This is a genomic window from Owenweeksia hongkongensis DSM 17368 (assembly GCF_000236705.1).
GTDB classification, from domain to species: Bacteria; Bacteroidota; Bacteroidia; order Flavobacteriales; family Schleiferiaceae; genus Owenweeksia; species Owenweeksia hongkongensis.
The window spans coordinates 3,760,444-3,785,826 of record NC_016599.1 but is presented as its reverse complement, the minus strand read 5'-3'; the positions used below and the strand labels follow the sequence as shown (position 1 = coordinate 3,785,826).

The 25,383-nt window shown below is 38.1% G+C and carries 23 protein-coding genes; 8 read left to right on the top strand and 15 right to left on the bottom strand.

The window, feature by feature from the left end; translation table 11 throughout:
• Positions 1-47 precede the first annotated feature (47 nt).
• The 5 genes from OWEHO_RS16660 to OWEHO_RS18795 form a co-directional block, all read right to left on the bottom strand.
• Positions 48-926, bottom strand: coding sequence for an N-acetylglucosaminyltransferase (locus OWEHO_RS16660; protein ID WP_014203673.1), 879 nt, complete (start codon positions 924-926; stop codon positions 48-50).
• A 602-nt stretch (positions 927-1,528) separates the two neighbouring features.
• A complete protein-coding gene (locus OWEHO_RS18685) occupies positions 1,529-1,711 on the bottom strand; it encodes an integrase core domain-containing protein (RefSeq protein ID WP_262496315.1) in 183 nt (60 codons plus the stop codon).
• Positions 1,712-1,726: 15 nt separating this feature from the next.
• On the bottom strand, positions 1,727-1,876 hold the full coding sequence (locus tag OWEHO_RS18800) for a hypothetical protein (RefSeq protein ID WP_407635929.1): 150 nt from the start codon (positions 1,874-1,876) through the stop codon (positions 1,727-1,729).
• The gene (locus tag OWEHO_RS18680) at positions 1,876-2,523 is read right to left on the bottom strand and encodes a hypothetical protein (RefSeq protein ID WP_223252696.1); all 648 of its coding nucleotides are present in this window, start codon (positions 2,521-2,523) and stop codon (positions 1,876-1,878) included. Before OWEHO_RS18680 ends, OWEHO_RS18800 begins: the two co-directional genes overlap by 1 nt.
• 36 nt (positions 2,524-2,559) lie before the next feature.
• A complete protein-coding gene (locus tag OWEHO_RS18795; RefSeq protein ID WP_223252738.1) occupies positions 2,560-2,736 on the bottom strand; it encodes a transposase in 177 nt (58 codons plus the stop codon).
• Positions 2,737-2,987: 251 nt separating this feature from the next.
• On the opposite strand from OWEHO_RS18795, the gene OWEHO_RS16645 reads away from it, so the two are divergent.
• A complete protein-coding gene (locus OWEHO_RS16645; protein WP_014203671.1) occupies positions 2,988-4,211 on the top strand; it encodes a glycosyltransferase in 1,224 nt (407 codons plus the stop codon).
• A gap of 250 nt (positions 4,212-4,461) precedes the next feature.
• Here the strand turns inward: OWEHO_RS16645 and OWEHO_RS16640 are convergent, their stop codons facing one another.
• From OWEHO_RS16640 to OWEHO_RS16630, 3 genes are read right to left on the bottom strand one after another with little or no spacing between them, the layout of a single operon-like run.
• Complete coding sequence (locus OWEHO_RS16640) at positions 4,462-5,292, bottom strand: FkbM family methyltransferase (protein WP_014203670.1); 831 nt, start codon at positions 5,290-5,292, stop codon at positions 4,462-4,464.
• A gap of 45 nt (positions 5,293-5,337) precedes the next feature.
• On the bottom strand, positions 5,338-7,233 hold the full coding sequence (gene asnB, locus OWEHO_RS16635; RefSeq protein ID WP_014203669.1) for an asparagine synthase (glutamine-hydrolyzing): 1,896 nt from the start codon (positions 7,231-7,233) through the stop codon (positions 5,338-5,340).
• 10 nt (positions 7,234-7,243) lie between these two features.
• Positions 7,244-8,143: a glycosyltransferase family 2 protein gene (locus tag OWEHO_RS16630; RefSeq protein WP_014203668.1), complete on the bottom strand. Its 900-nt coding sequence runs from the start codon at positions 8,141-8,143 to the stop codon at positions 7,244-7,246.
• A 126-nt stretch (positions 8,144-8,269) separates the two neighbouring features.
• On the opposite strand from OWEHO_RS16630, the gene OWEHO_RS16625 reads away from it, so the two are divergent.
• The gene (locus OWEHO_RS16625) at positions 8,270-9,442 is read left to right on the top strand and encodes a glycosyltransferase (RefSeq protein ID WP_014203667.1); all 1,173 of its coding nucleotides are present in this window, start codon (positions 8,270-8,272) and stop codon (positions 9,440-9,442) included.
• Positions 9,443-9,445: 3 nt separating this feature from the next.
• Here OWEHO_RS16625 and OWEHO_RS16620 read toward each other — a convergent pair whose 3' ends face one another.
• The 5 genes from OWEHO_RS16620 to ychF all read right to left on the bottom strand — a co-directional run bounded on the left by OWEHO_RS16620 (position 9,446) and on the right by ychF (position 17,994).
• On the bottom strand, positions 9,446-11,062 hold the full coding sequence (locus tag OWEHO_RS16620) for a choice-of-anchor B family protein (RefSeq protein ID WP_014203666.1): 1,617 nt from the start codon (positions 11,060-11,062) through the stop codon (positions 9,446-9,448).
• A gap of 23 nt (positions 11,063-11,085) precedes the next feature.
• Positions 11,086-13,680 carry a DNA gyrase/topoisomerase IV subunit A gene (locus OWEHO_RS16615; protein WP_014203665.1) on the bottom strand — a complete coding sequence of 865 codons (2,595 nt, stop codon included), beginning with the start codon at positions 13,678-13,680 and terminating at the stop codon, positions 11,086-11,088.
• A gap of 467 nt (positions 13,681-14,147) precedes the next feature.
• The gene (locus OWEHO_RS16605) at positions 14,148-16,010 is read right to left on the bottom strand and encodes a DNA topoisomerase IV subunit B (RefSeq protein WP_014203663.1); all 1,863 of its coding nucleotides are present in this window, start codon (positions 16,008-16,010) and stop codon (positions 14,148-14,150) included.
• A 187-nt stretch (positions 16,011-16,197) separates the two neighbouring features.
• Positions 16,198-16,785 carry a hypothetical protein gene (locus tag OWEHO_RS16600; protein WP_014203662.1) on the bottom strand — a complete coding sequence of 196 codons (588 nt, stop codon included), beginning with the start codon at positions 16,783-16,785 and terminating at the stop codon, positions 16,198-16,200.
• Between the two features lie 117 nt (positions 16,786-16,902).
• A complete protein-coding gene (ychF, locus tag OWEHO_RS16595; RefSeq protein ID WP_014203661.1) occupies positions 16,903-17,994 on the bottom strand; it encodes a redox-regulated ATPase YchF in 1,092 nt (363 codons plus the stop codon).
• Between the two features lie 376 nt (positions 17,995-18,370).
• On the opposite strand from ychF, the gene OWEHO_RS16590 reads away from it, so the two are divergent.
• The 3 genes from OWEHO_RS16590 to OWEHO_RS16580 all read left to right on the top strand — a co-directional run bounded on the left by OWEHO_RS16590 (position 18,371) and on the right by OWEHO_RS16580 (position 21,076).
• Positions 18,371-18,640 (top strand): hypothetical protein, encoded by a 270-nt coding sequence (locus OWEHO_RS16590; protein WP_014203660.1) that lies wholly within the window; start codon positions 18,371-18,373, stop codon positions 18,638-18,640.
• A gap of 109 nt (positions 18,641-18,749) precedes the next feature.
• On the top strand, positions 18,750-19,847 hold the full coding sequence (locus OWEHO_RS16585; RefSeq protein WP_052301155.1) for a T9SS type A sorting domain-containing protein: 1,098 nt from the start codon (positions 18,750-18,752) through the stop codon (positions 19,845-19,847).
• Between the two features lie 272 nt (positions 19,848-20,119).
• Positions 20,120-21,076, top strand: coding sequence for a hypothetical protein (locus tag OWEHO_RS16580; RefSeq protein WP_014203658.1), 957 nt, complete (start codon positions 20,120-20,122; stop codon positions 21,074-21,076).
• A 57-nt stretch (positions 21,077-21,133) separates the two neighbouring features.
• Here the strand turns inward: OWEHO_RS16580 and OWEHO_RS16575 are convergent, their stop codons facing one another.
• Positions 21,134-21,655, bottom strand: a complete 522-nt coding sequence (locus tag OWEHO_RS16575) for a YceI family protein (RefSeq protein ID WP_041628334.1) — start codon at positions 21,653-21,655, stop codon at positions 21,134-21,136.
• 124 nt (positions 21,656-21,779) lie between these two features.
• Here OWEHO_RS16575 and OWEHO_RS16570 point away from each other — a divergent pair, with 124 nt between their 5' ends.
• Positions 21,780-22,718, top strand: a complete 939-nt coding sequence (locus OWEHO_RS16570; RefSeq protein ID WP_014203656.1) for a hypothetical protein — start codon at positions 21,780-21,782, stop codon at positions 22,716-22,718.
• 55 nt (positions 22,719-22,773) lie between these two features.
• Here the strand turns inward: OWEHO_RS16570 and OWEHO_RS16565 are convergent, their stop codons facing one another.
• Complete coding sequence (locus tag OWEHO_RS16565) at positions 22,774-23,652, bottom strand: substrate-binding domain-containing protein (protein ID WP_014203655.1); 879 nt, start codon at positions 23,650-23,652, stop codon at positions 22,774-22,776.
• 167 nt (positions 23,653-23,819) lie between these two features.
• Between OWEHO_RS16565 and OWEHO_RS16560 the strand changes: the two genes are divergently transcribed.
• Positions 23,820-24,458 carry a Crp/Fnr family transcriptional regulator gene (locus OWEHO_RS16560; protein ID WP_014203654.1) on the top strand — a complete coding sequence of 213 codons (639 nt, stop codon included), beginning with the start codon at positions 23,820-23,822 and terminating at the stop codon, positions 24,456-24,458.
• Between the two features lie 64 nt (positions 24,459-24,522).
• Positions 24,523-25,314: a sulfite exporter TauE/SafE family protein gene (locus tag OWEHO_RS16555; protein ID WP_014203653.1), complete on the top strand. Its 792-nt coding sequence runs from the start codon at positions 24,523-24,525 to the stop codon at positions 25,312-25,314.
• The last annotated feature ends 69 nt before the right edge of the window (positions 25,315-25,383 follow it).

Here is a 25,383-nt window from a genome sequence, read left to right as displayed (position 1 = left end):
CTTAATTTTAGTTTTGTAGTCCCCAACCCTTCTAGCATGTTCTTTAACTAACAACAAACTCCCAATAACTCTTTATCTATCTGATCCAAAACCTTGCTATCTATATCCATATCAAACTTTCGAGCGAACAAAGCCTCCGAGTTAATTATCCGACTTATGTGTTCTTCTTTCCATATAAGTGGCATTTCCGGGCCAGTAGTCCAATCCACCAACTTCAAATCAGTTGGCTCTACTTTATCTTTGAAGTGCGAGTTCATTATTATGGTTGAAAAGAAAATCTCGTCAGGAATTAACGAATTCTTAAAAAATTTCAAAGCATCAACGTTTTCTTGTGAGTACTTATAAATATACTCCACTGCGTTTCGGGAAATTGCAAACCACTGGCTTATTCCATAATATTTTTTGAAAAATTGACGCTTCTTTAAAAATCCTAAAGCTTTACAAAGCTGAACATACAGGTTTCTGATTATCCATTTTTTCCTAGTATTCCCCAATATCCATTTAGGGTAGTATATTTCTATCCTATCAAACCCTCCCCGCTGTTTGACCCAATGATGATAAGGCATCTCCCGAATTTTAAAAAATTCTTTACCCCGGTTCTGAATTAGAAATTTTTTAATAAACGCATTACTCTTAAGAGGGTAATCTTGCCCAGACAGTAAAATGTAGTAATCGTAATTCTCGGAACAAGCCAATGCCAGGTCAAAAAGTGCCATTGTTGCTTCTATTAATGAATATCCGCCCCACTCACCCTTAATACGATGCTTCACGAAGTGAGTATTAGGCAATTTATTGATATCTTTATGGATATCACTTTTCTTATCCACATGTATAAATATGCCATTATCGCCATCAGCCAACCTATCTATAAGGCGATTTACCTGATCGGCATTCTTATGCACTAACAATAAATAAGCAATTTTCATTTGTTGAAATAAGTAAATTAAAAAACATTTGCTTTTGGAGTAGTTCCGTGGGTCAATATCCTACAATCATGAGAAAGGAATTGATGATAAACTATTCTATAATTTGACGGACAAATTAAAAAAAAATAGTACATAGGGCTCCCTTATCTAAGATTATCTATTCAAAATTTCACCCCCTTGTTCATTCATAATCTCCTGAAACAAACTTCTACCTTTCATTCTATTCTCTAGAGACAAAACACTCACTCATCCCATCAAGTAATTAATAACCAGAAACTTACGGGTAATGTGGTTTGAGATAAAAGGCCAATTATTTATTAACACTTTAGCCCAACTGCCTGCTGTGGAAACTATTTTACTAAAACAAAAAGGCAAACCCCAGTATCTCATCACAAGAGGTTTGCCCCAATATTTTAACTCAATAGCAAATTTATGAAAAAATCAATCGTACAATTGCCCCGTCCTAAATAACCGAAACAGATGTTTAGATAGAATAAATATAGTAATTAAACCTTGGAGAAGCTAGCTTCACCAAGGTTTAGTTTTTTATAGCTTTTTATGGTAATAGTATTTTGCTGATGCATCTGTTCTGAGGTGTTCATTTAGCAGGAAAGGTGTAGCCTGTGTTGGTTGTAAATGGTTACACTGTCTTTTACCAAAAGCTTCATAATGTCCAGCTTATCGGCCTTTCCTACTTCTATAAATTCTTGCTTTAAAATACCGTTTATACGTTCAGCCATAGCGTTGGCATAAGGGTCATAAGACTCTGTCATGCTACATGTGATTTTGGCTTTAGCTAGTTATTTTTGGTAATAAGTGCTGCAATATTGAAAGCCTCTGCCTGAGTGATGAATCAGAGGTTGGCTCAGGTATTTTCGATGCTTAACGGCTTGTTTCAAAGCTGATAATGCACCATCTGTACTCAAACTGTTTGATACATTGTATCCCATTATTTTCTTAGAGAAAGCATCGTTACAAGGCCCATGGACATGGGGTTTTCTCGGGTGCCTACGTAGGTTATATCAGCCATCCAAAGTTGCTCTGGCCGGTTGATGGGTAGGTCTGCAATCAAGTTTTTATGTTTGCGGAACCTATGATATGAGTTGGTGGTAATATGGTAAGATTTCTTGGGTTGTATTAACATGTGATTTGCTTTTAGAATGAGGAACAATTTATCGCGGCCAACGTCCAGTGCTTGCAGCTCTGGCTGCAGCAAGTGGTAAAGTTTTCGCGTGCCAAGCCGTGGCTTGGTCATGCGCTTTTCCTGGACTAGTGATACTACTTTTCGCGCACATTGCTGTTTGGTCTTTTCGGCTTTAATGGCGCGATAAAATACCTGACGGCTATACCCAAACAATCTATAGGCAGCCGTTATGCTTTCTTGGTAGTGCTCTTTGTATTGTTTGACTGTTCGGGTAAGGAGTTTTTTTCGGATAGGAATATTATACTCTTTCTCGACTATATCTATCATCACATCAAAGATAATCGCCTTTTTGCCGGCTCGTTCTATTTGATGTTTCAGTTGCTTTTTCTGCTTTTCCAATAGCCGAACTTTTTGCTCTAGTTCCATCAGTTTTTGCTCTGGAGTTTTGGCCATTTGTGTTAGAGTTTGATTCTCCCAATCAAAGTCACGCTACTTTCTTAACCAACTCAGTACAGTACTGCGAGCCTGAATGCCATATTTTCGAACTGCTTCATGCTGACTTAACTCACCCCGCTCTATTTCTTGAACCACATGTAGCTTATAATTTAAGCTGTAATCCTTGTGTGTACACTTTACGTAGCCATTGCCTTTCGGAAGGTTACAAATTTCTGTAACGCTATTTCAGGACAGGACACAAAAAGCTTTCCTAACAAATGAGGAACTACACCCCCAAACAGTAGTAGTGGAGAATAAATTCCGGATCAATAATTAAATCAATTGCAAATTTAATCCTTTATCGACCAATAAAAATTACAAAGCAAGTAGTTTCTTACCTCTCTTTTTGTTTTAATACTTATTATTACAAAATGTATGTTTCAGATTAATAAGACACCAAATTTTATAAATTCCTATACACTTTGAATACATCACCACACACTCCTTTCCTTATTGTCGGCCTACAACCGTGGGATACTACCATTGGTAGCAATTGCAAAAATATAGCTGTCGAATTGGCCAAGCGAACGAAAGTTCTATACATCAACATTCCGTTGGACTGGAATACCGTAGTTAAAAACTCAAGCGACAGTCAGGATCATATTGAATTCAGAAAAAATGTGAGAAAAGGAAAAACTGACAGTCTTGTTGAAGTTGAGGAAAATTTATACGTCTTCACCCCAAGCAGTATTATACTATCCATCAACACGCTCCCTCCAGGCCGTTTATTTGACTATTTTAATTTAAGAAACAATCGTAAAATTGCAGCCGAGGTTAAGCCTATTCTTAAAAAATTAAACTTCCAAGAGTTCTTTCTTTTTAATGATAACGATATGTTTAGAAGCTACTATATGAAAGAGCTTTTGAAACCATTATTGAGTATTTATTATTCAAGAGACAATCTTATTTCAACAGATTACTTTAAAAAACATGGAACTCGTATTGAACCTAAGTTAATTGAAAAAAGTGACCTAAGTGTAGCCAACTCAACTTTCTTAAGAGACTATTGTAGGCAATACAATCCTAAGAGCTATTACATAGGTCAAGGCTGTGATCTATCTCTTTTTGACCCCAATAAAAGTTATTCGAAACCTCAAGATATGGAGGGAATAGCAAATCCTATTATTGGGTATATTGGATTTTTAACTTCTATGCGGTTAGATATTACATTGCTCGAAAATCTTGCAGAATCTAAAAAAGACTGGAGTTTCGTTTTAGTAGGCCCTGAAGATTCGAGCTTTACAGGAAGTCGCTTGCATCAAATGGAAAATGTATACTTTTTGGGGAGTAAAAAACCTGAAGAACTAAGTACCTACCTCAATTTTTTCGATGTCTCAATAAATCCGCAGCTAATAAACGATATGACCATTGGCAACTACCCCAGAAAGGTGGATGAATATTTAGCTATGGGGAAACCCGTTATAGCTACCGCAACAAAGGCTATGAGTGTATTTGCAGAGCATTGCTATTTAGCCACTAATGCTTCTGAGTATGAAATATTAATAGATAAGGCTCTTTCCGAAAACTCCCGCTCAAAAAGAGAAGCAAGGATAAACTTTGCGAATGAACATACATGGGATAACAGTATAGATAATTTGCTCTCTGCAATTCAAAAAACTATTAACCTTAAAGGAAAAAACAACTAATTGAATGACCCTCCTAGCAGATATACCAGTCGTCTCACATCTTAATGTGCTAGAATTGGAAAAGCTCACTTCACCACTTTAAACCGATTTCCACCACCTCCAGATACCACACTAAAAAAGTTTAGACATCCATTGTTACAGCAGAAGCTCGCCATAAATCTTGCATTAGCTTTCTTTTTTTTTTTGGGGGGGGGAGTGCCTTGACACATGGATAGGGTGACTACAAAGGATTAACTTTTACAATAGAACCTCAATCTATTTTGGCGTGCCAGTCGCACCAAAAACTAAAGCTATAACCATTTACGTTTGTTTCGAAAAATTGTTTCCTGTGCGTTAGCATCAACTTTTGGGCATCATCAAAATTATACCATTTACCATCAATATCTTCACCAAACGGCCCAGTTGCACCATAAGGAAAGTTGTAATCATGTTTAGCTCCTAGCCTATGCCTATAAGTGAATTTAAACTTATGTCTTAACCTTTCTACTATATGAATTTCTTTCTTTCCGTTATAAAATTCTTTTCCTAATGTTAATGGTTTCAATGTCTGCTGGTCAACTAGTTTAAACTTTTTATAACCTAAAGCGTGCATTTGATTTAATGTTGCCAGAACCTCATTCTCCAAAAGCTCATCTGACTCTCCCAAGCATTCGCTTTCCACTGAAATATACTTAGGTAGATTGTCTTTATCCAAACTTCTAAGCGCTACAATATCATACCCTTCTATATCTATCTTACAATAATCCGGCACCCCATATTTTTCAAAAAGGCTTTTCAGCGTATTAGTTTTTACCTTAATAACTTCTTTCGAAGAATCCAATCGATCGGCTATCTTACTATTCAAAGAGTTCCAAATGCTTTTAGCACTTAGATAAAAATCAACCTCTCCTGCATTTTCAGAAATAGCGAGATTTTCCAGTCGAAGCCTCCCCTCTTCATGTGCCGGTTGAAATTTTTCTTTAGCAGCGTTAATCAAATTTGGATCCGCATCCACAGCTACTACTTGATAGCCTTTTGAGAGATAAAAAGCCGTATCCTCTCCTTTATGCATTCCAATATCAAAAATCAAAAGAGCATTCATTAAATTTCCATTTTAATGTTTAAGCTTATCTAGCAAAATTATAATTTAAAAATATCTATCATACCATATTTGAAACAAGAGAATGTTCCACACTTTTTGGTGGCTTACTGGCTTTCCGCTTAGATAACTATCCCTAAGTTTGATTACCTCTTGAATATTAAAAAGACCATGCCTCACCAAGCTTTCTTCACTAAGGTGGTCAATTAGTAAATCCTTCATTTCTTTCCTAAACCAAATGGTGAGTGGTGCGATAAACGGCATCTTTGGCCTGTCCATCATCTCCTTGGGCACATACCTATGCACCACGTCTTTTAGCAAAGCTTTGGTTCGTCCTTCTCTTATTTTATACTCCGAAGGTAGCCTTCCAACGTATTCAATAATTCTTTGATCTAAAAATGGTTCCCTCCCTTCAATACTCACAGACATAGATGCCCTATCCACCTTTACCAGGTTATTATCCATCAAAAAAGTCCTGTAATCAATCGCCAAAAGCTTGTTCAGGTCATCGTTTGAATCATTAAGGAGTGGGGCAATATCAAAATAAGTGAATTTTTCTTTCCACTCAATGTTTAGCAGCCTTCCAACTTCAGCGTCAGTAATGAAACTACTGATATTTTTCATGGCCACGTATGGGCTATGAGACTTCCATATATTAATCATCTTCTCATATCTAGAAGGAAAGTTATACTTGCCAGAAAGGTAGGGTATCTTCTCAGGGTTTATTAGCGACATACCCCCTGCTAAGGTAGATTGAAGCCAATTAGGAATATTATTGGTAAAATTAATTGCTTGTTTAAATTTACCATAACCGGCAAATATTTCATCCCCTCCGTCCCCACTCAAAACCACTTTTACTGACTCACTCGCCAATTTGCATACTAAAATGGTGGGCACCACAGAATTATCTGCAAATGGCTCATCATAAATATCCGGAATGCTACTTAAAATATCTCGAGCTTCATTGGGAGTACAATAGAGCTCAGTATGATCTGTGCCTAAGTGCCTTGCTATTTTTTTGGCCTCCTCGGCTTCATTGTATTGAGCTTCTTTAAAGCCAATTGTAAATGTTTTTACCTTTTCTTTTCTATTTTTTTGTACTAAAGCAGCCACGGCTGTACTATCATAGCCACCACTCAAAAATACACCAACTGGCACATCGGCAACCATCCGGTAATTAAAAGCTGAATCCAGAATCTTCTCCGTTTCATTTACCGCATCTTTATAGCTTACATCTAGTTTCGGCTGGTTATAAGCATCATCAATTACATCCCAGTATTTTACTTCATTTATCTCCCTATTATCTAGGTTAATTTCGATATAATGCCCTGGCTGAAGTTTCTTAGTATTTTTAAAAATACAATGCGGAGCTGGCACGTAGTTGTATTTAAGGTACAACGCAAGACTGTCCGTGTCTAGTTTTTTTTCGAAAAGTGCATTCTTATGAAAAGACTTTAATTCAGAGCCAAAGATTATCGCCTTTTCATTTTGAAACACAAAGAGAGGTTTTACACCTACTCTATCGCGAACTAGGAAAACCTTGCTCTTATCACGGTCAAATATGGCAAACGAGAACATCCCAATGAATTTCTCTAGGGCACCCATACCATACTCTACATAAGCGGCCAAAACTACCTCCGTGTCTGAGTTAGACTTGAAAGTATGTCCTTTTAATTCAAGTTCGGATTTAATCGTTTGGAAATTATAAATCTCTCCGTTGAAAATAATCGAAAGGCTACCCTTATGCATGGGTTGATTACCGGCCTCAGAGAGATCGAGAATAGATAATCTTCGGTGGCCAAATCCCACATTAGCATTCCTCAATTCGTACAGCTCGTTTCCTGAAGAATCAGGTCCCCTATGTTTTATTTCGTCAGTCATTTTTGATAAAACACTTTTATCTAATGACTTGGTGAAGTCACAAAATCCAGCTATGCCACACATAATAATAAAATTAGTAGGTTAATTTAGAGTTTAGATGAGAAAACACTCCTCTGTAAAGTGCTCTAAGGTGTTTTTGCTTCCCCTTGATCATGTATCCCAAAAAATTTTTTGGAAACGATACAAAACTGTAAAAGAAAAAGAAAGGTATTATTTTAGGAAAAGGATAGTTTCGCTTCATAAACAGTATCCGGTTTCTATTCATATAGTAGGTTTTAAGCGGGCTCATTTTTCCTACCGAAGCAGATTCTTTATGATAAATTAGAGCATCCCTTTGACAGTAAACTTTATAGCCTGCCCTTCTGATTCTTTCGCACCAATCCATCTCTTCGTAGTATAGAAAAAAATCAGCCTCCATTGGCCCTACTTCTTCAATGATCCTCTTGGGTACCAACATTCCACCTCCATGAGCATAATGTGTTTCCAGAAGCCCTGAGTATTTTTCGCTCTTTTCAAGATGTCCAATAGCTCTATTTCTGGCCGTAAAGCGGTTGATGTTGGTACAGCCTGCATACTCAAGAAGACCGTCACTATGATAGTATTGAAATTTTGGGCTAATAACAGCAACCTCGGTTAGGTGTTGAGCAGTCTTCACCAAAGTGGACAGACAGTTGGAATCAAGTTCAGTATCATTATTTACAAAAAAAATATACTCTCCTTTGCAATGCCTAAGGGCAAGGTTATTACCGCCAGCAAACCCCAGATTCTGCCCACTTTCTATTACCGTTACACTTGGGTTAAGTTTTTTTATATCCTTTAAGGGACTCTCTTCAGAGGCATTATCCACCACTATAAGTTCCCAGTTTTCAAAAGTAGTGCCCTCTAAAGATTTTATTAATTCCAAAGTCTCCTTCTTACTATTGTAATTTATAGTCACAATAGAGACGAGTGGCAAACGTGTAGAGTGTTCCATACTTAGCTAAGTGCTTGCTAAAATAATATTATTAGCTACTGGCTAAAATAGAAAAAGAAGCTCCAATAAAAATTTCGAAACTATAAATTATCCTATTTTAGCGCCATTAATCCCAAATTTGCACGAATGCCCTTCCTAACTCTAATTATATACTTCGCTTTAACATACCTCTCATTTTCTGTAGCCTATTATTTCATTTTTTCATTCGGCTCAATTTTTTCAAAGCGTAAGCCTTCAAAAAAAAAGAGTAATCAGTTTAAATACGCAATTCTTATTCCAGGGTATAAAGAAGATTCAGTAATTTATGATGTTGCAAAAAGTACATTAAATCAAAACTACGACTCAGCTCTTTATGAAGTAATTATCATAGCCGACTCTTTTCAGGCCACTACTCTCAAAGCGTTGAAAAAACTACCAATAACGGTCGTGGAAGTGTCATTTGAAAAAAGTACAAAGACAAAAGCTCTTAACCGGGCTATGTCAGAAATAGGAGATGATTATGACATTGCGCTGGTATTAGATGCGGATAATATTATGGAAACGAACTTCATAAATAAAATAAATCAGGCATTTAATAGTGGTTTTATTGCCGTTCAAGGCCGCAGAGTTGCTAAAAATCTCAATACGAATTTTGCAGTTTTAGACGCAATAAGCGAAGAAATTGGGCATAATGTATTTAAAAAAGGGCCGCGATTTTTTGGATTCTCCTCAGCTCTTGCAGGCTCAGGTATGGCGTTTGATTATGCTTATTTTAAGAAAATCATGAAGGATGTGCATGCTATTGGTGGCTTTGATAAAGAACTCGAAGTGCGCATCCTTAAAGACCAGAATAAAATAGAATATCTTCCAAACGCGATTGTATATGATGAGAAAGTTCAAAAAGCAGAAGCATTCTATAATCAACGTAGAAGGTGGCTCTCTTCACAATCGAATTATTTAACAAAAGCCTCAAGAATAGCTGTTAAGGAACTACTAACAAAGGGAAATTTCGACCTATTTAACAAAGTTATCCAATGGGCAATTCCTCCTAAATTAATACTTTTAGCTCTTGTACTGATATCTTCTTCCTTGGTATTTCTGTTTTCTCAGAACCCAATTTTGAATCGACTGATGCTAACAAACCTATTAGGCACATTTGCTTTTTTTTTACTCTCTATACCTCTTAAATTTTACTCTATTACCACGCTAAAAGCAGTCATGAGTATTCCCTATGCTTTTTGGCTGTTAAGCTTAGCTTTATTTAAGATAAAAGGTGCGAATGAGCGGTTTATCCACACCCCCCACGGTGAAGAAAACTGAATACTACCGAATCACCGACAATTTTTGAGGAGCGTATTCCAGCCTACCATTTGAAATAGAAATAGTGTATACACCATATGGCAAGCTATGTTCCATTTGTAATTTTCCATTTCCAGCATTTACTGTTTTGAGTAATACCGTTTTTCCACTTACATCATTTACTTTCACCTCTACTATCGGATCTTCAACATGGTCTAACTCAATAAAAACGGAGCCCTTATTTGGATTGGGATACATCCTAAAACCATCAGAAAAAACATCATCTTCATCAATGGAAAATCCAAAAGGAATAAGATTAACCGTGCGATTCACAATTTTACCCTCACGCATTTTTACCAAAAGGGTGTCGGGATAGTATCCACTTTTTTGCACTACCACTACATAATCTCCTGTATCTCGCTGCCCATCTCTAAAGTTTCCAAATATATTGGTGCTTCCACTCAACGTAGACCCAACCATAGTAATACTGGCATTGATAATCGGATTTCCTGTAGCCGTATCTTTTACAAAAGCGGTGAAGAAACAAGCTCTAGGGTAATCTGTACTGAGCACAAAAAGCCCCTCCTGCCTATCACTCACCAAAATATTACCACTTGGTAAAAATGGATACGCTCCCCAAGCTCCGTTGTATCCATCACCAGTCAATGGTGAAGTATCATAGTAGGCAGTTTCCACCAAAATATCAGGATTGGAAGCATCCACAATTTGAAGACCAGAAGTATAATATGAAGTCACCAAAAAGTCACCGAGTACGTGTGTATTATGTGGAATTACTTGATTTGGGTCAAAAATAGTTGTTCTGATACGGTCAGTTTCCGTGATATTATTCATATCGCTTACATCATACGCTGTCACATAAGCCCCCTTACGCTCATCAGTGGTAAACACCGTTTTATTGTCATCCGAAAACCAAATGTTGTGCGTAAAATTATTGGGCGTAGCATGAGAGCCCATTACCACAGGATTGGATTTGTTGCTAACATTCACAGCTTCAAAAATACCGGCATTGATAGCAGCACCCCAGAGTGTATCACCGCGTGCAACTCCATCATGATAATAATTCCCATCGTACACTCCCAAGAGAGCTGGGTTTTCAGGATCGGTATCCAGATCAAACATACAGGCTCCTCCCACCCCAATATTAGAACCAAAAAGGTATAGCACCCCATTTTCATCTATATACAGATTATGAGCATCAGAATAGTCAAACTTAGTTCCGCCAATAGTCACGGAAGGAAAAAACTGAGTAAAGCTAATTGTTGCAGAGTCTATTGTGTTTAAGTCCACAATCATTACTCCATCAGAGTTACTTGGCCCTACGCCATCATGTACTACATAGGCATAGTGACTCCAGGTTTTAATGTCCCTCCAGGTAGTATTTGCACCAGATATAAAATGCTTTTGAACCGGATTGGTAGGCACTGTAACATCTACAATTGCAAACCCTGAATTTATTCCAACCAAGGCGTATTCATTACCACTGGTATCAGCATAACCCCATATATCATTTATGCCATCAAAAAACTTAAAATTGGAGAGCTTTTCAACACCAAGGCTATCCTGGGCTGAAACACTGAAAGCACAAAGAAGTGCTATCCATAAGGAGAAAAGTTTTTTCATGACATTTATATGTTTTCGCTTTACTAAAATAATGTTGGCTGTCCAGAGTTATCTATGGAACTCTCTTGATCTTCTGACGAATCTTCACCCGCTTCTTCCTCTTTTTCAGCTTCCTGCACCAAAGGTAAGGGTTCTAATCTAAGTATATCTTTGACTTCATCCCTAGTTAATTGGTTGCCTTGAGCTTTCATTCCTTTTACAGAAATAAAGTCGCTCAACACAATTTCCTCATTCTCCTTTTGCTTCCCTTTTATCTTCTTAAACACGAGCTCAACTCGTGGGTACCAATCTGAAAAAACTGCTTCTAAATACGATCCATCGCTTTCGCTGATAAAAAGCTCCTTCTTGGCTGATGCCTCCGGAATAAAGCGCTTCACATAAAATCGTTCTTTCTCACCATCAAAATAAATAGCCGTCAGGGGTTTCTTAGGGTTAAACTTCTCGATGATAATCATATCCTCTTCAAAATGCGTGCTAAGGTCAAAACCCAAAAGACGATAGTGCCCCGTTTGGGTGACTTCCAAAATTTGGTCTTGCCCCTTGAAGCTTCCCAAAAGCTCTCCTCTTTCGTCAGCATTTAGACGTTGTACGCTATCATCAAACCAAATTTTACGTGCCGCTAAAGTGCTTACTCCTTCTTCACTTAGCTCAATTTTCTTTACTGGATATTTGGTTACCCGATTTCCTTTTGAAACCCTCCCCTTAATAGCCAATTCAGCAAAGTCGATTTCGATCTTCAGCTTGCGTAAACCTTGCAGATTTCGCAAAAACACGGTTACCTGTTCGGCTTCTCCATTGGGATTTGCCGTAAAATAAAGCACTTCTGTAGCCGGTTTTCCTTGGGACAAATCGTACTCCTTATCACGAGTGATACTGGTTACATTAAAGCGCTTCATGTAAGAAGCACCTTTAGCCCCATCTCGATAGATCATATTGTAAACTGTGCGCTTGTCGCCTTTTTTCCAAACAGCTACATGAATTATATTTTTCCCTATATAGGTTTTCTGATCCACTTTGGTCACCATCATTTTTCCATTTTTAAGAAAAACAATAATGTCATCTATATCGGAGCAATCGGTTACAAACTCATCCTTTTTCAAGCTTGTACCGATAAACCCTTCCTCCCTATTTACGTAAAGCTTGGTGTTAGCGATTGCCACCTTTGTGGCATCAATATCTTCAAACAGCTTGATTTCCGTCTTGCGCTCACGCCCTTCACCATACTTCTTTTTAATGTTTTTGAAGTACTCTACCGCAAAGTCTACCAAGTTGGCCAGATTATGCTTTACAGCTTCAATTCTACCTTCAAGATCTAGAATGTGCTGATCAGCCTTATCCTTATCAAACTTAGAAATACGCTTTATTCGAATCTCCGTAAGACGGGTAATATCATCATCGGTAACTTCACGGATAAGATGCTTAATGTGTGGTGTCAACCCTTCACGGATATTACCAATTACCTCTTCCCAGGTTTCCGCTTCTTCAATATCCCGGTATATTTTTTCTTCAATAAAGATGCGCTCTAGCGAAGCGAAATGCCATTGCTCTTCAAGTTCTCTAAGTTGAATTTCCAACTCTTGTCTTAGCAAATCTAATGTGCGGTCTGTGGAACGTTTAAGGATTTCTTTAACCCCAACAAACAAAGGCTTATCATCATATATCACACAGGAAAGTGGGGCGATAGAAACCTCACAATCTGTAAAGGCATACAGCGCATCAATCATTTTGTCGGGAGAAACCCCAGGCACCAAATGAACAAGGATCTCCACATTCTCAGCGGTATTATCCTCAATCTTTTTGATTTTGATTTTCCCCTTGTCATTCGCCTTTATCACAGAGTCAATAAGGCTGGTAGTGGTGGTTCCAAAAGGCACCTGAGTAATCACAAGAGTTTTCTTGTCTTCCATCGAAATCTTCGCTCGTACCCGAACGCGACTTCCTCTCACCCCTTCATTGTACTGTGAAAAATCAGCAATTCCACCAGTGGGAAAATCTGGTAACAAAGTAAAACTACGGCCTCGCAAAATTTTTATCGAGGCATCTATAAGTTCATTAAAATTATGTGGAAGCAAGCGCGTAGATAAACCTACTGCTATACCCTCCACTCCTTGCGCAAGTAGCAGTGGAAATTTTACCGGAAGGTGAACAGGCTCCTTAGCTCGCCCATCATAGCTAGCTTGCCACTCGGTTACCTTTGGGCTAAAACCTACTTCAAGTGCAAACTTGGTAAGGCGTGACTCAATATATCTAGGTGCAGCCGCACGGTCACCGGTCAAGATATTACCCCAGTTTCCCTGGGTGTCAATCATCAAATCCTTTTGGCCCAGAGCCACCAAAGCATCGCCAATAGAAGCATCACCATGTGGGTGAAAACGCATGGTTTGACCAATTACGTTTGCCACCTTATGATAGCGTCCATCTTCCATTTCACGCATGGCGTGCATAATTCTGCGCTGCACAGGTTTCAATCCATCATCAAGGGCTGGTACCGCGCGCTCAAGAATTACATAGGACGCATAATCAAGGAAATAATCCTCGTACATCCCCGACACATGGGTTACCGTAACTTTGTCGTTGTCTTGATTTTCTGGTTCTAAAGCGTTGTTTTCTTCTTCCATTATTGATTTTGGCGATTTGTAACCAATACTCTGTCCAATGACCTTTTTAAATCCCGAACTTCTCTGCGTCTCAAATAGCTGATGCTAATCTTTTGCTTTTTCGGACTGCCATCCTTGCTATTAATATACACGGTTAGTTTCCGTCTAAAAGGATAGGATCTAATTTTATAGGATGCCAATTTTCTTTTTGGAAATTCTGTATGGGTAACAAAGTATTTCCCTAAAAATTTCAGATTCGGTTCGCTAGCAGTAAAATTTAATACCTCGCCATCGCTATCATAAATAAACTGAGGCTTTCCTCTGTAAATTAGAAAGAGTATGACAAGTAAAGCAAAGGGACTAAGCTTAATAAAACTCCCCCATGACCCATCGATGTTTACCATTAAAACATCAAAAACAAAAGCCATGATACACATCAGGTATACAAACTTTAAAACCTTGCTCCAAGAAGTAGAATTTAGTCTCATTTACTCTGCTGCCTCTTCTTCGTCAATTAAATCTTTTTCAATGCGCAGATTGTTGATGATAAACTTCTGCCTGTCCGGTGTGTTTTTCCCCATGTAAAACTCAAGAAGCTGGGCAATAGTTGCATCCTTCCCAAGCATCACTGGGTCAAGCCTAATATCTTCACCAATAAAGTGCTTAAACTCATCTGGTGAAATTTCACCCAATCCTTTGAATCGGGTAATTTCGGCTTTGGCACCACATTTAGCCATAGCTTCTCTACGCTCATCTTCGCTGTAGCAGTAGTGCGTTTCTTTTTTATTTCGAACTCTAAAAAGTGGAGTTTGTAAAATATACAAGTGTCCTTCTTTTACCAACTCCGGGAAAAACTGAAGGAAGAAAGTAATCAGCAAAAGACGAATGTGCATACCATCCACATCGGCATCGGTAGCAATCACCACATTGTTGTAACGCAAATCCTCAAGTCCGTCCTCAATATTTAAAGCAGCCTGAAGGAGATTAAACTCCTCGTTTTCGTACACCACCTTTTTGGTAAGGTTGTAGCAGTTGAGCGGTTTTCCTTTAAGACTAAAAACGGCCTGAGTATTTACATCTCGTGATTTGGTGATTGATCCTGAAGCCGAGTCACCCTCGGTAATAAACAAAGTTGTTTCGAGCCTGCGTTCATGTTTTAAATCATTGTAATGAGCGCGGCAGTCTCTTAATTTTCTATTGTGAAGACTGGCTTTTTTAGCACGATCACGTGCCAGTTTTTTAATTCCACTAAGCTCCTTGCGCTCCTTTTCGGCACGGAGTATTTTTTTATAAATAACCTCAGCAATCTCTTCATTTCTATGAAGAAAGTTGTCGAGCTTATTTTTCATAAAGTCATTGATAAAAGTGCGGACAGTAGGCCCATCTGGTCCCATATCGCTAGAGCCCAGCTTAGTTTTTGTTTGAGATTCAAACACAGGCTCTATTACCTTCACACTTATAGCAGCCACCACACTCTGGCGGATATCTGAGGGGTCAAAATTCTTATTGTAAAAATCACGGAAGGTTTTCACTAAAGCCTCTCTAAAGGCCGTTTGATGTGTTCCTCCTTGCGTGGTATGTTGACCGTTTACAAATGAATAATACTGTTCGCTTTGACTTTTATCACTATGTGTTAAAGCAATTTCAATATCATCATCCTTAAGGTGAATAATATCGTGAAGAGTAGGGCCATCCAAATTATCGGCCAATAAGTCCTTCAGCCCGTTTTCAGAGTAAAACTTTTCACCGTTAAACATAATGGTCAAGCCCGGATTCAAATAGGCATAGTTCCACAACATCTTTTCGATGTACTGATTTACAAAGCGGTAATTTTTAAAAACCGAATTATCAGGCTTAAAAGTAATTTTGGTTCCCTTGCGTAGCGAACTCTCCTTAATATCTTCATCCTCTACAAGCTGTCCTTTTTCAAATCGGGCAATTTTTGTTTTGCCATCTCTAACGGCTTGCACGGTAAAATAATCAGAAAGGGCATTTACAGCCTTGGCTCCAACCCCGTTGAGTCCTACTGACTTTTTAAAAGCTTTGCTATCATACTTCGCTCCGGTATTGATTTTAGAAACCACATCAATCATCTTACCCAGAGGAATTCCACGACCGTAATCACGAACTACAACTTGACCATCTTTTATAGAAATCTCTATGGTTTTACCAGCGCCCATCACAAACTCATCCACAGAGTTGTCCAGCACCTCTTTTAGTAGAATGTAAATACCATCATCATGCGAACTTCCGTCACCCAACTTTCCGATGTACATACCCGGCCTTAGCCTGATATGTTCCTTCCAATCGAGTGACCGAATATTGTCTTCTGTATAATCTGCTTGCGCCATAATAGAGTCTTACTACAAAAAAAGTAACGGCTAAAAATAGAAAATATGCCAAAACCCTTGAAACATAAGGGCTAGCACTTATAAACAGGTTTTGAACGGATGGGGAAAGTAAAAAAAGTTAAAGGTTAAAAGTTATACGTTGAAGGTCATTTCAAACAACTTCAAACTTTCGCTCTCCTAAATATCATTACTTATTCATCCTCTTGTATTCCAGTGTAAGGTTATTATAAAAGGCTCCATATTTATTCTCTGTAAGCACAAAAGTTGGAACAGTATCTCCTTCTTGCTCGTAGTAAGCGTAGCCACTTTCCCCTTCTGGAAGCAGATATATGGAGTCAATTTTAGAAAACAGCTTTGCTACCGATTTATGGAGTATCCAGAATTGTTCGGTTGCCTTTACACTATCCTTTTTTAAATAATTGGCGTAGAGATTTACAAAAATCACGCTATCCGAATAAAGATAACTTTCAAAAACATTGCTATCAATTTTTCTAGTAAGCCAATATTCATCCTTCGAAATTTCCAATTGATATTTATCTGCTGGATGATCAAAGCTGGAATTGTAGGACAAATAACCCGAAAAATGTCTTTCGGCATAAGCTAAATTAGTCGGCTGGCTCTCTAATGAATCCGCTGCTTTAAGAATTTCATCAAAGTTTTGGTCTATAGGCAGTCCCCATAAATAGGGTTTTAACACAGCTGGTAAGCCTCCTTGGCTAAAGCTCCCTGACAACAAACAAAAAGCAATGAATAATATGGCAACATTTCGCCCCATTTTTACTTGACTAAAAAGAGTTGACTCCAAATCACTAATGCCAAAAGCTAGCTCAGATATCGTTTAACCTTATAACTTTTAACATATAACCAATTCCAACTTTTTCCCCTTCCCCCCCTAAACGTTAAAACGGAAATGCATCACATCTCCATCTTGAACCACATATTCTTTTCCTTCTACAGAAAGCTTTCCTGCATCGCGGGCTTTTGATTCAGAACCAAAGTTGGCATAATCTTCATACGCAATCACCTCAGCACGGATAAAACCTTTTTCAAAATCAGTATGAATAACACCAGCTGCTTGTGGTGCAGTGAATCCTTTTTTTATCGTCCAGGCTCTTACCTCTTTCACACCAGCGGTAAAGTAAGTTTGAAGATCTAAAAGATCATAAGCAGCGCGAATAACTTTATTTACACCAGCTTCCTCCAAACCAAGGTCTTCCAAAAACATAGTGCGCTCTTCGTAGCTTTCCAATTCTGAAATATCAGCTTCAGTTGCTGCGGCAAGGTAAATTACTTCGGCACCTTCTTCAGCTGCCATTTCCTTCACTTTCTCCACCCATTCATTACCATCTTTAGCAGCTGCCTCATCTACATTACACAGATAAAGAATTGGCTTATCGGTAAGAAATTGGCTTTCCTTGATTAGTTCAGCCTCGTCCTCATTACGCTCAAAACTGCGTACGCTTTTACCTTGCTCAAGGTGGTTTTTCAACCTATCCAAAAGATCAACAATTACTTGCTCCGATTTATTTCCGGTACGGGCAGCTTTGCGATGCTTGTCCACTCTTTTTTCCAGAGTTTCCAAATCTTTTAGCTGAAGCTCAAAGTCTATAGTTTCCTTATCGCGAAGTGGATTAATAGAACCATCCACATGGGTTATGTTGTCGTTTTCAAAACAACGCAACACGTGAATAATGGCGTTGCATTCGCGGATGTTTCCAAGAAACTTGTTTCCGAGACCTTCACCTTTACTGGCTCCTTTTACCAAACCTGCAATGTCCACAATCTCTACAGTAGCGGGCATCACTCGTTCCGGGTTTACCAATTCTTCCAGTTTATTAAGGCGGCTATCTGGTACGGTAACCATCCCTACATTAGGCTCAATAGTACAAAACGGAAAGTTAGCCGATTGTGCTTTGGCGTTTGATAAACAGTTGAAAAGGGTGGATTTACCCACGTTTGGCAATCCTACAATACCACACTTCATGCGCTTGATTTTTTAAGGCCGCAAAGGTAATGCGATTTTTGGTGAAAAGCATCCTAGAGAAATTCTGAATTAACATGAAGTAAGGCGCAATTCTCCTTAGTGAAAGGAAAACTCAAAACATATCTCATCATTTTATCTAAAACTAATTGGCTAAAAAAGGTCGAATAAACTCTAATTTCTAATCAATCCAACCCTATACTCTCATACTCCCCTCGTCTTCTGAAAGTTCCTTAGTTTCAATTTCAACACCACTTTCAACTAACTCATTTACCACTATTAAGGCTATGTTAAGGTTTAATCTCTAAGGCTAAAACAAGTCTACTTTTTGGTTCATAAAACATATCTTCAACCTGAAAACGAAAACAAAACTCTATCTATGAAAGCTTCTACAAAACAGGTTTGCTGGTCATTTTATGTACTGGGTCTTGGTATGTTACTTCTTGGTTTATTCGGTGGTCTCACTACCGGCCTTACACTTATCACTATGGGCGCTACTTTCCTCTTTTTTCCTTGGGCTATTTGCATTATTTCCATTTTTAATATGCAAGGAGACCGAATGCTGTGGGCTGCTTTAATGATCATGTTAAATGTAATTGCTATGCCTGTATTTCTTATGAAAAAAGATTATAAAACCATTAGTACTTAAAACCCGATTCCGAGAAAGTTCACTGAGTATTTTCTGAGATTTAACATGGTGCTCCGGCAAAGACTTTATATTTATCATCCCCTAAAAATGATGACTATTTATAATGTCTATGAAAAATCTATTCACTCCATTATTACTGCTGTGTAGCCTTTTGGCAAATAGCCAAACTACCTCATGGGTTACTAATTTGGACAATGCTGTAAATGAAACTTCAGGTTTGATTTTGCTAAACCATAGGCTCATTACCCATAATGACTCCGGAGGTGAGCCAGCCCTTTATGAAATTGACACGACTAACGGCCAGGTTTTGCGAAAGGTAATTGTATACAATGCGACTAACGTAGACTGGGAAGACATAGCTATTGACCCATCTTACATTTATATTGGAGACTTTGGAAACAACCTTGGTAATCGTACCGATTTGAAAATATACCGAGTATTAATTTCTGATTACTTAAACGCATCCAACGATAGTATTTTAGCCGACACAATTAATTTTAGCTACAGCAACCAAAGCAACTTTACATCTGCCAACATGGCCACCAACTTTGATGCTGAAGCTCTTGTTTCGATTAGCGACTCGCTGTACATTTTTACTAAAAATTGGAAAAACAGCTGGACAAATGTGTACAGCTTATACAACCAACCTGGCACCTACTCTATTCACAAAAAAGATAGCCTAGATGTAAAAGGTTTTATCACAGGAGCTACTTTCAACCCACACACTCAGAACTTTACTTTGCTTGGTTACAATTTTCTTTTGTCACCTTTTGCAGTAAAAGTCACAGGACTTAGCAATGGGTCTTTTGCCAATGCTACTCTTCAAAAACATCAACTTCCTTTTTCTTCTTCGCACTCTGGGCAAACGGAAGGAATTTGCTTTATAAACAATGACCAATATTTTGTTTCTGCTGAGGAGTCACAAGGAAAAAGTACTGCACTATTTCTTCTAAATCTAAGTGATGATATGAGTATGTCTAGTTTCACTGAAAAGGAAAACTTACTTTACCCAAACCCCGTATCAGGGATATTAAACCTAAAGAACACCAACATTACTCTGTCTGAAATTTATAATGAAAGTGGCATTCTTTTATTGAAGTCCGAGAAACAAGAAATTGATGTGTCAGGGTTGGATAGTGGTACCTACATGCTCATTACGCTTGACGCTGATGGAAAGACTGACACCAATAAAATTGTGATAAAGTAGATATCCCCTTCTTTATTTCTAGTTTCTATCCGCTTACTCTCGTTTGATTCCTTGAATCTCTAACTGAGCCTTAGTAGTTCCTTATCTATTATTAGCCATCATTTTTTGTAACACCGACATTTACCCACTCTCTTAGTCCATTACTCTCCTTTGTCTGACTGATTTTACGGTGAAATGAAAAGTGAATAATTAGTAATTCGCCACAGCTAAATAACTACTGTTTTTAGTGGTAGAGATCCCCAACTTTGACCTCCAACATAAAAATGATTACTATGAAAACAATTAAAAAATCCTGGTTTCCTCTACTGTTCATTCTTCCACTTTTGGCGCTAATAAGCAGCTGCGAAAAGGATATGAATAATAAAGTGACTCTTTCCAACTCCAGCAATTCTATTGCTCAGATTGAAGGCTTCCTAGCTAATAATGCTCCCATCAAACAAACCTTTCAACTTAATGCTGCTTCCTACAATACTGTTAGAGGTGCAGAAGGAACATCTATCACCATTCCTTACAATGCTTTTGTAGATGCCAATGGTAATCCGGTTAGTGGCAATTTCACCTTCGAACTGCAAGAGATATTTTCACCAGCAGATATGATTTTTACCGGAAAGATGACCTCATCCGGTGGGCGAACCCTAGTCAGTGGTGGTGAGATGTACATTAACGCAACACAAGGAGGTGCTGACCTTCAATTAGCGCCTGGAAAATCATTAGACATTTCGGTTCCCTCTTGTAATTACGACAGTGAAATGGATCTATTTGTAGGTAATGGCCAAGATGGTGATGATTTCGATTGGGTACCCGAGACAAATAGTGTTGTATATCAATGTCAGGATTCCATAAACCCGTGCCAAACAAACTATTGCTTTAATATCACTGACTTATTTAACTGGATAAACTGTGATTATTTTTTCAATGATCCTCGTCCACTTACAGAAGTTGAGATTCAGGTTCCAGCTGGATATGACCAGCAAAATACGCAGGTTTACGCTTACATTCCTTCAATTAATTCTATAACCAGAACTTCATTTCAAAATGGTTCATTTTGGATTACCGGAGGCTACAAGATGCCAGTTGGATTGGGTGTAACCTTTGTAGGATTAAACCACGATGGCACCGACCTTTATTATTCCATTCAAAATGCTACAATTGTCAATAATCATGTAGAGGTACTTTCTTTCCAAAAAGTCACAGCTGCCCAGCTAGCTATACTTTTACAAAACTTATAAAATCAAAAATCCCCGCTGAGAACTGTCTCAGTGGGGACTCTTTCATAAAAGCATTTCTTACTTCACCACACAGGTAATTTTCACCTTGGCAATTTTCCCCACCTGAAAAGTGCCGTCATAGGCTTCTGCACCAAGTCCGTAATCAAAACGATTTACATCAAATTCTCCTTTTAAAATGGTTTGTGAACCTGAGGCACTTACCGCTAAAGGAATCTTTACAGTTTTAGTTTGTCCATGTAAAGTCAACCTACCCGTAGCTAAATATCCTTTATCCGTATTTTCCAACTTGCTCGACACAAAACAAATTTCAGGGTACTTATCCGCATTAAAAAAATCGGCTGTTTTGAGGTGATCATCTCTTTTCTCTATTCCAGTAGAAACGGTTGCTGGCTTTACGCAAACATCAATTTCACCTTTTTTCAAATCTACCGTCCCCGTCATTCCAGTGATTTCCCCTTCTACAGTGTTTATCCCAAAATTTGAAATCTCGAAGGTTATTTTGGAAGATGATGTTTCAATTTTTTGGCCTATTGCCAAAAATGAAATTGTAATGAGTATAGAAAGAAACAGAGCCTTCATAATGTTAATTATTTTGTAAACTTCAATATTAGGCATTTACCTATCAAAGCACTTTTATAAGTTTATTCTTTTGATATTAAAATAACCACTCTGCCAATATATCGTTCAACCTACTTCATGCTTTATGTTTATAAATCGTATTTTCTTACTCCTACCCCTATTCACCGCATTTAGCACAAATGCCCAAGTCCAGTTTGAATATGTGTTTCGCAACCCGCAGGACAGTAGCTACAATTGTTACCTTAAAGTCATTCCTGACACAGATTCTATTAAGGGATTAATAGTTCGTGACTTTAGCTCACTTCCGAATACCACACGTAAGTCACCTTTCCGGCTAATGCAGTTAGCTGCGGATGAAGGTATGATGACCATATATACCGTCACTTCCAACTATTTCCCTGAACTATATTATGATGATAAAGGGCCAACACTTCTGGATGATATCATTAAAGAGGTAATGGAGAAACATAAAATTCCAAAAGAGAACTTAATTTTAGGAGGAATATCCTCCAGTGGTACCAGGGCTTTGCGCTATGCACAGTACTGCCTTTCTGGAAAGTCTAAATATGGCAATCAACCTAAAGGTATTTTCTTAGTGGATTCACCATTGGATTTAGAACGATTTTGCCTTTCTGCGGCCAAGCACATTGATAACTTTAGCGATGGAATGCTTGAAGAAGCACTAATGATGAACAAGGCATTTCCAGAGAAGTTTGGAGTTACTGCGAGTCACAACCCTAAGCCCTATCGAGATAACTCAGTGTTTTCGCACACTCTACCAAAAGGCGGAAATGCGGTCTTATTTAAAAATACCCCTATCATTATTTTTCACGAACCAGACATCAACTGGTGGATTGAAGAAAGGGGTGCGTCTTATTATGATATCAATTCTTATGATCTTGCAGCCTTTGCCAATACTTTGGCTCAACAAGGTAATTCCAAAGTTGAGCTTATCACAACAAGTGAAAAAGGATTTGATAGGCAAGGAAACAGAAAACCTCACTCATGGACCATTGTAGATGAACCTTATTTAATGCAGTGGATTTTGAGAACACTTTGGTAGAAACAAAACGTTTCATGTTTATCCACTCCTTAATACGGGATTACACATCCTTCTACTAAACCCCTACGCCCATTGAGTGTAGCAATCTATTTCGCACCTCAACATTGTGCAAAGGTCTCACCAAAATATCCAAATCACTCAACACTTCTGACACGCCTACTAACATGTTCTCATCTACATCATTACTCAGCTCCCAGCTTACAGTTTCATACCAAGCCTTGGCATCTCCCTCTTCCAAATGATATTCATTCGCAATTAAGCTTGCCGCTTCTGGATTTGCGGTTAAGATTTCTGTATGCTTTTTTACTATACCCAAGACGGCATCAATAAGCTGTTCGTTTTCCAACAAAAATTCTTTACGAACAACTATAACAAAACTTGGCCATGGTGTAGGACAGTGATCAATTATTTTGAACTCACCACAATCCACCAAAGGCTTTGTGGTATATTTTTCCCAAAGAAAAAGCTGCTCAGGGTTTTCCTTTAACGAGTGCCTAGCTCCATCCAGATTTTGGACTAGGTTAAAATCATTATGCCCTAAATCAAAGCCTTTATTTTTTCCATACACATAGGCCATTAGGTGTGACCCTGAATTATACCTACTTATAGCAAAAGGCTTATTCACTGCATCAGACACATTAGAAATACTGGCTTTTGCCGAAGTATGCACCCCCCAATTGAGAGGAGACTGCACATAAGTTGAGACTATTCTTGAAGGATTACCTCCTACTATTTCAGTAATAGCACCCTCGGTAAGCATCACGGCAAGATCCACTTTTCCTTCCTGCAAATCTTTGGCCATGGCTCCTGTACCACCACCTGCATTTTGCCAATTAAGATTTATCCCTGCACTTTCAAAATCACCACTTCTCAAGGCTAGTTGCCAAGGAAAGTTAAAATGCTCAGGAACACCAGCACATCGTATAGTTTTCATTTGCTTAAATTTTGCTGAACTATTAATCTTACAAAAACAGTTCCAACTGCATAACAAAAGTACTACTGCTCATTCATTTAACAAGCAAAAAATTGCAGTAATAATCAGTCCGAACGCAATATTTATCAATTTGGAATAGGCTAAATTCGCTTCTCAATTTTTTAATTATGATGGACGTTCTGGTAAAACAGCATTTTGAACTCTTATTTGAAGCACCCTTAATAGAAGAAATTCTACAATTAGGTGATTTTAAAGAATTTGAAAGCGATGATGAACTCATGGATATCGGGCAAGACATCACTCATTTTCCTTTAATTATATCAGGTTCACTTAAAGTAATGACCGAAAATGAAAACGGTAATGAGCTATTACTTTACTACCTGGAAATGGGCGACACATGCGCCATGACCATGCAATGTTGTCTTAAAAGTTCTAAGAGTAAAATTAGGGTGACGGCTGAAGATCTCACTAAAGTGGTTTTTATTCCAGTCCATAAAATGGAAGAATGGATTGTAAAATATCCCACTTGGAGAAGGTTTGTTTTTGACAGTTATAATAATCGTTTGAATGAAATGCTGGAATCGATAGACAATCTTGCATTTACTAACCTCGAAGGACGGCTTTATAAATATTTAAAAGACAAAGCTTTGATTAACAGTTCTTTTGAATTAAAAATCACTCATCATCAAATTGCTGCTGACCTCAATTCCTCACGCGTGGTGATTAGCCGATTAATGAAAAAGCTGGAAAACGAGGGAAAGATAACTCAGGATAGAAACTGGGTTTCGGTTAAGGAATTTGCTTAGTCCATTTTGCAATAAGTAACCTGAGTTACCAATTACATCCTGGTAAATAAGCACCTTTGCGCACATGGAAATACTTGGTTTTTGTCTCGCCATTATAATGGGTTTTACCCTTGGCCTACTTGGTGGAGGCGGCTCTATTCTTACAGTTCCTATTTTAGTTTACGTATTGGCCATAGATCCCATTTTGGCAACAGCTTACTCTCTTTTTGTGGTAGGCACTTCAGCTTTTATTGGCGGATGGCGTAAGCATGTTCGAGGTTTGGTAGACTGGAAAACAGTATTCACTTTTGCCACTCCATCTCTTATATCCGTATTCCTAACCCGATATTACTTGGTTCCCGCAATACCTGCTGTCGTCTTCTCTGTTGGCGATTTTCCTCTCACTAAAGATATAGCAATAATGATATTTTTTGCTGCAGTAATGTTGATGGCATCATATAGTATGATTAGAGGAAACCATAATAGCGAGGATCAGCCATTAAGATCCAGAAATATTCCCGTATTAATAGTACAAGCAGCAATATTGGGCATAGTTACAGGCTTGGTTGGTGCTGGAGGAGGATTTCTCATTGTTCCAGCTTTGGTGATTTTGGTAGGATTACCTATCAAAAAAGCAATTGGTACTTCACTGGTGATTATTGCTATAAATAGCTTGATAGGGTTTATGGGAGATATTGGCTCTGGCCAAAACATTCAATGGAGTTTTATTTTGACCTTCACTGCTTTTGCCATCATCGGAATGCTGCTTGGCAATTATGCCACTCATTTTGTAAACCCCGCTAAGCTCAAGAAAGGCTTTGGCTATTTTGTATTGGTTATGGGCATCTTTATCATTGTTAAAGAAACCCTTCTATAAAAATATTCTATAAGGGTAACAAATGTCACTTTTTGGGTGAATTACATTCCCGAAATTTGAACTATCAAA

Excerpts from the sequence above, each read along its gene's own strand:
- OWEHO_RS16660 (WP_014203673.1), bottom strand. The coding sequence starts at position 926 with ATGAAAATTGCTTATTTATTGTTAGTGCATAAGAATGCCGATCAGGTA.
- OWEHO_RS18800 (WP_407635929.1), bottom strand. The coding sequence starts at position 1,876 with ATGGGATACAATGTATCAAACAGTTTGAGTACAGATGGTGCATTATCA.
- OWEHO_RS18680 (WP_223252696.1), bottom strand. The coding sequence starts at position 2,523 with ATGGCCAAAACTCCAGAGCAAAAACTGATGGAACTAGAGCAAAAAGTT.
- OWEHO_RS16640 (WP_014203670.1), bottom strand. The coding sequence starts at position 5,292 with ATGAATGCTCTTTTGATTTTTGATATTGGAATGCATAAAGGAGAGGAT.
- asnB (WP_014203669.1), bottom strand. The coding sequence starts at position 7,233 with ATGTGTGGCATAGCTGGATTTTGTGACTTCACCAAGTCATTAGATAAA.
- OWEHO_RS16630 (WP_014203668.1), bottom strand. The coding sequence starts at position 8,143 with ATGGAACACTCTACACGTTTGCCACTCGTCTCTATTGTGACTATAAAT.
- OWEHO_RS16625 (WP_014203667.1), top strand. The coding sequence starts at position 8,270 with ATGCCCTTCCTAACTCTAATTATATACTTCGCTTTAACATACCTCTCA.
- OWEHO_RS16620 (WP_014203666.1), bottom strand. The coding sequence starts at position 11,062 with ATGAAAAAACTTTTCTCCTTATGGATAGCACTTCTTTGTGCTTTCAGT.
- OWEHO_RS16615 (WP_014203665.1), bottom strand. The coding sequence starts at position 13,680 with ATGGAAGAAGAAAACAACGCTTTAGAACCAGAAAATCAAGACAACGAC.
- OWEHO_RS16605 (WP_014203663.1), bottom strand. The coding sequence starts at position 16,010 with ATGGCGCAAGCAGATTATACAGAAGACAATATTCGGTCACTCGATTGG.
- OWEHO_RS16600 (WP_014203662.1), bottom strand. The coding sequence starts at position 16,785 with ATGGGGCGAAATGTTGCCATATTATTCATTGCTTTTTGTTTGTTGTCA.
- ychF (WP_014203661.1), bottom strand. The coding sequence starts at position 17,994 with ATGAAGTGTGGTATTGTAGGATTGCCAAACGTGGGTAAATCCACCCTT.
- OWEHO_RS16590 (WP_014203660.1), top strand. The coding sequence starts at position 18,371 with ATGAAAGCTTCTACAAAACAGGTTTGCTGGTCATTTTATGTACTGGGT.
- OWEHO_RS16585 (WP_052301155.1), top strand. The coding sequence starts at position 18,750 with ATGAAAAATCTATTCACTCCATTATTACTGCTGTGTAGCCTTTTGGCA.
- OWEHO_RS16580 (WP_014203658.1), top strand. The coding sequence starts at position 20,120 with ATGAAAACAATTAAAAAATCCTGGTTTCCTCTACTGTTCATTCTTCCA.
- OWEHO_RS16575 (WP_041628334.1), bottom strand. The coding sequence starts at position 21,655 with ATGAAGGCTCTGTTTCTTTCTATACTCATTACAATTTCATTTTTGGCA.
- OWEHO_RS16570 (WP_014203656.1), top strand. The coding sequence starts at position 21,780 with ATGTTTATAAATCGTATTTTCTTACTCCTACCCCTATTCACCGCATTT.
- OWEHO_RS16565 (WP_014203655.1), bottom strand. The coding sequence starts at position 23,652 with ATGAAAACTATACGATGTGCTGGTGTTCCTGAGCATTTTAACTTTCCT.
- OWEHO_RS16560 (WP_014203654.1), top strand. The coding sequence starts at position 23,820 with ATGATGGACGTTCTGGTAAAACAGCATTTTGAACTCTTATTTGAAGCA.
- OWEHO_RS16555 (WP_014203653.1), top strand. The coding sequence starts at position 24,523 with ATGGAAATACTTGGTTTTTGTCTCGCCATTATAATGGGTTTTACCCTT.